Annotated in this window: 3 protein-coding genes, 1 rRNA gene and 1 other annotated feature; all 4 genes read right to left on the bottom strand. The window is 64.0% G+C overall.

The window, feature by feature from the left end:
• Positions 1 to 131 precede the first annotated feature (131 nt).
• A 5S ribosomal RNA gene (gene rrf, locus I5I_RS06525) occupies positions 132 to 248 on the bottom strand.
• 108 nt (positions 249 to 356) lie between these two features.
• Positions 357 to 2,298, bottom strand: a sequence feature (23S ribosomal RNA rRNA prediction is too short).
• 181 nt (positions 2,299 to 2,479) lie between these two features.
• The gene (locus tag I5I_RS06515) at positions 2,480 to 3,073 is read right to left on the bottom strand and encodes a copper resistance CopC family protein (protein WP_036317835.1); all 594 of its coding nucleotides are present in this window, start codon (positions 3,071 to 3,073) and stop codon (positions 2,480 to 2,482) included.
• A gap of 108 nt (positions 3,074 to 3,181) precedes the next feature.
• On the bottom strand, positions 3,182 to 3,814 hold the full coding sequence (locus tag I5I_RS06510) for a hypothetical protein (protein WP_036317833.1): 633 nt from the start codon (positions 3,812 to 3,814) through the stop codon (positions 3,182 to 3,184).
• Between the two features lie 41 nt (positions 3,815 to 3,855).
• On the bottom strand, positions 3,856 to 3,996 hold the full coding sequence (locus tag I5I_RS17100) for a hypothetical protein (protein ID WP_239640045.1): 141 nt from the start codon (positions 3,994 to 3,996) through the stop codon (positions 3,856 to 3,858).
• Positions 3,997 to 4,126 lie beyond the last annotated feature (130 nt).

Here is a 4,126-nt window from a genome sequence, read left to right as displayed (position 1 = left end):
ATTCGAGCTCGGTCCCGGGGATCCTCTAGAGTCGGCGCCGCCGCACGTCCCGCCATCGGCGGGGCCGGCGCGTGGAGTCGTGTTAACGGGAAATGGCCACCCAGCGTTGGGTGGCCATTTCCTGAAAAGAAGTCCGGCGGTGTCCTACTCTCCCACAGGGTCCCCCCTGCAGTACCATCGGCGCTGTGAGGCTTAGCTTCCGGGTTCGGAATGTGACCGGGCGTTTCCCTCACGCTATGGCCGCCGAAACACTATTGATGTTTCATCAAGCACACAACGATCAAAAATGATGTTTGTGTGTGTTCTCGACCGTACATCGAGAACCACTCAGTGGACGCAAGCACCAAAACGGTGTGTTATCAAGTCATCGGCTTATTAGTACCGGTCAGCTTCACGTGTTGCCACGCTTCCACATCCGGCCTATCAACCCAGTAGTCTGGCTGGGAGCCTCTCACCCGAAGGTATGGAAATCTCATCTTGAGGCCGGCTTCCCGCTTAGATGCTTTCAGCGGTTATCCATCCCGAACGTAGCTAACCAGCGGTGCTCCTGGCGGAACAACTGGCACACCAGAGGTTCGTCCAACCCGGTCCTCTCGTACTAGGGTCAGATCCTCTCAAATTTCCTACGCGCGCAGCGGATAGGGACCGAACTGTCTCACGACGTTCTAAACCCAGCTCGCGTACCGCTTTAATGGGCGAACAGCCCAACCCTTGGGACCTACTCCAGCCCCAGGATGCGACGAGCCGACATCGAGGTGCCAAACCATGCCGTCGATATGGACTCTTGGGCAAGATCAGCCTGTTATCCCCGAGGTACCTTTTATCCGTTGAGCGACAGCGCTTCCACAAGCCACTGCCGGATCACTAGTCCCGACTTTCGTCCCTGCTCGACCTGTCAGTCTCACAGTCAAGCTCCCTTGTGCACTTACACTCGCCACCTGATTGCCAACCAGGTTGAGGGAACCTTTGGGCGCCTCCGTTACTTTTTGGGAGGCAACCGCCCCAGTTAAACTACCCACCAGGCACTGTCCCTGAACCGGATTACGGTTCGAAGTTAGATATCCAGAGTGACCAGAGTGGTATTTCAACAATGACTCCACGGTAACTAGCGTCACCGCTTCACAGTCTCCCACCTATCCTACACAAGCCACACCGAACACCAATACCAAGCTGTAGTAAAGGTCACGGGGTCTTTCCGTCCTGCTGCGCGTAACGAGCATCTTTACTCGTAGTGCAATTTCGCCGAGTTCGCGGTTGAGACAGTTGGGAAGTCGTTACGCCATTCGTGCAGGTCGGAACTTACCCGACAAGGAATTTCGCTACCTTAGGATGGTTATAGTTACCACCGCCGTTTACTGGGGCTTAAATTCTCAGCTTCGCCTTGCGGCTAACCGGTCCTCTTAACCTTCCAGCACCGGGCAGGCGTCAGTCCGTATACATCGTCTTGCGACTTGGCACGGACCTGTGTTTTTAATAAACAGTCGCTACCCACTAGTCTCTGCGGCCACCACACCCTTTTTGAGGCAAGCTCATATAAGTGGATGGCCCCCCTTCTCCCGAAGTTACGGGGGCATTTTGCCGAGTTCCTTAACCACGATTCTCTCGATCTCCTTGGTATTCTCTACCTGACCACCTGAGTCGGTTTGGGGTACGGGCAGCTAGAACCTCGCGTCGATGCTTTTCTTGGCAGCATAGGATCACCCACTTTTTATCCGCATCGTGTCTCAGCCGTAACGAGTCACGGATTTGCCTATGACTCGGCCTACGCACTTGCACCAGGACAACCATCGCCTGGCTTGGGCTACCTTCCTGCGTCACACCTGTTAATACGCTAACCGCACCAGCATGGGGTCATGCGCTAGCCCTGAAGCTCTCACCCCGAAGGGATCGATACGACAGGATTCGGGCACTTAGCACCACTGGATTAGCTTGGGCGGTTCTTCGCCGGTACGGGAATATCAACCCGTTGTCCATCGACTACGCCTGTCGGCCTCGCCTTAGGTCCCGACTTACCCAGGGAAGATTAGCTTGACCCTGGAACCCTTGGTCTTTCGGAGGACGTGTTTCTCACACGTCTTTCGCTACTCATGCCTGCATTCTCACTCGTGTAGCCTCCACGGCTGGTTCCCGCCGCTCTTCTCCTTCATGACCATGGCGCCCGACGCATCGGCGACGGTCTCGTGCAGCTGCAGCATGGACGATGCCGGCGAGGTCGCCGACACGAGAGTGATGTCCGTCTTCGAGTCGTTGTGGAGAGTGCCGAAGGCGGCGGACATGCCGGAGTCGGCCGCCTTGACCCACGCGTCGGAGATCGTCACGGCGGCGCCGCTGGTGTCGGCGGCGCTCGCCGACGTCGAGGGGGTTGATCCCGCCGACGGGGTCGTGGTGGCGCACCCGGCGAGCGCCAGCAGGCCGACGCTCAGCAGAGCGCCGGCGCGCGCGGCGACGGTCAGGCGGGTGCGGGTGGTGGTGTGGATGCTCACTGTGAAGTGCCTTTCTTACGGCGGAGGAGATGGAAGGCGGCGTGGGCGGCGACGGCGATGATCGCCCCGCCCGCGCCGACCAGGAGGATGCGGATGATCCCCTGGTCCTCTCGTGCGCTCTGGTCCTGTGGGGTGGTGTCGGCGGTGGCGGCGTCCGATGCTGCGCGTGTCGCCGGCGTGGCGACGGGTGTCCGCGTCAGCGGCGCCGCGCCTCCGATCGTGAACGGGACGACTCCGCTGATCGGATGGCCGTCCTGCGAGACGACGCGCCAGCGGATCTCGTATCCGCCGGCGGGAAGCGCCGGAACGAGCGGTACCGACACCACGCCGTTGTCGACGGCGGGTGCGGCCGCTGCCCAGTCCTTCCCCGCGCCGTCGGCGACGATGACGGCCGCGCCGATCGTCAGCACGTCGGCCGAGAAGGTGAGCGTCACCTCCGTCGGCGCGCTGTCGAGTGCCGCGCCGGGGCTCGGACTACTCGCCAGCAGCTCGTCGTGAGCCGCGGCCGGCGCAGCGGGCACGAGTACGGCCGCGGCCGCCAGGGTCGCGGCGAGAAGGGCAGCTCGCAGATGAAAACGGGACGACGACACAGCACACCACCGATCGATCGCACGCCGATGCAGAGACGTCCGGGTGGACGACGCGTCGGCGCGCACGCGGATCCCCGCCCGGACTTCGCGTCACGGGCGGGACAGGGATCAGAGCGCGAGAGTCAGGGGCGGGCCGCGGCGCCGATCATCCCCGACATGCGCCGCGGGGCGGACGATCCAGCCGATCGTCTCGGCCAGGAGCGGGACCGGAAGAGCGGTCGGGGGCAGCGCGGCGGCGCGCGCAGCGATGCGTCGCGCCCAGGCGCGGATGTCGGCCGCGAGCGTCAGCAGCGCCCGGGCGGCACGTTCGCCGCGGTAGAGCAGCGCCACGGTGACGATCGCAGCGATCGCGTGCAGCGCCCACATGGCCGGGTCGGCGCACAACGCGGAGAGGAACCCCGCGGCCGGCGCGGTGCTCGCGGCATCCATCCCCAGGCTCATCGCGCCGTGATCGTGATGCGACATCGCGGGCATCGCTGCCGTGGGCGCGACCGCGCCCATGACGAACAGCGTGTGGAACAGCGCCTGGCTCAGCACCACACTCGCGCCGAGCCGCGCGAAGGAGAGGGAGCGGCCGGCGAGCAGCGTCGATGCCATGAGTGCGAGCAGCCACGGGGCGAGGATGCCGAGCGGCCCCGGAACCGCGCCGCCCGCGACGACGTGCGACAGCAGCGCCGTGAACGTCGCGACGGAGGCGACGATCGCACCCCGCGCGACGCGCGGAGTCCGGGAGCGACGCATGCGCCCAGTCTGCCAGGTCGGCGCCGCGTGCCCCTCCTCGATCAACGGCGCCGCTTGGCCGCCTCTGTCGCCGGGCGCTCGGCGATCACCGGGTAGGTGCCCGTGTAGCCCTCCCGTGCCGCGACGGCGGCCTGGATCTTGCCGCGCGCGGCGAACCAGCCGACGATGAGCGCGGGGATCATCGCGCACTGCCGCAAACCATTCCACGATGCTGTCGGCGCGGCTGTCGAAGTCGCCAAGCGTCACCTCGGGCAGCCCCTCGGGTGGCGCAGGGAGGAGGACTCTAGAGGATCCCCGGGACCGAGCTCGAAT

The organism is Microbacterium sp. B24 (assembly GCF_000333415.1).
GTDB lineage: Bacteria > Actinomycetota > Actinomycetes > Actinomycetales > Microbacteriaceae > Microbacterium.
This window is presented reverse-complemented; position numbering and strand designations above follow the sequence as displayed.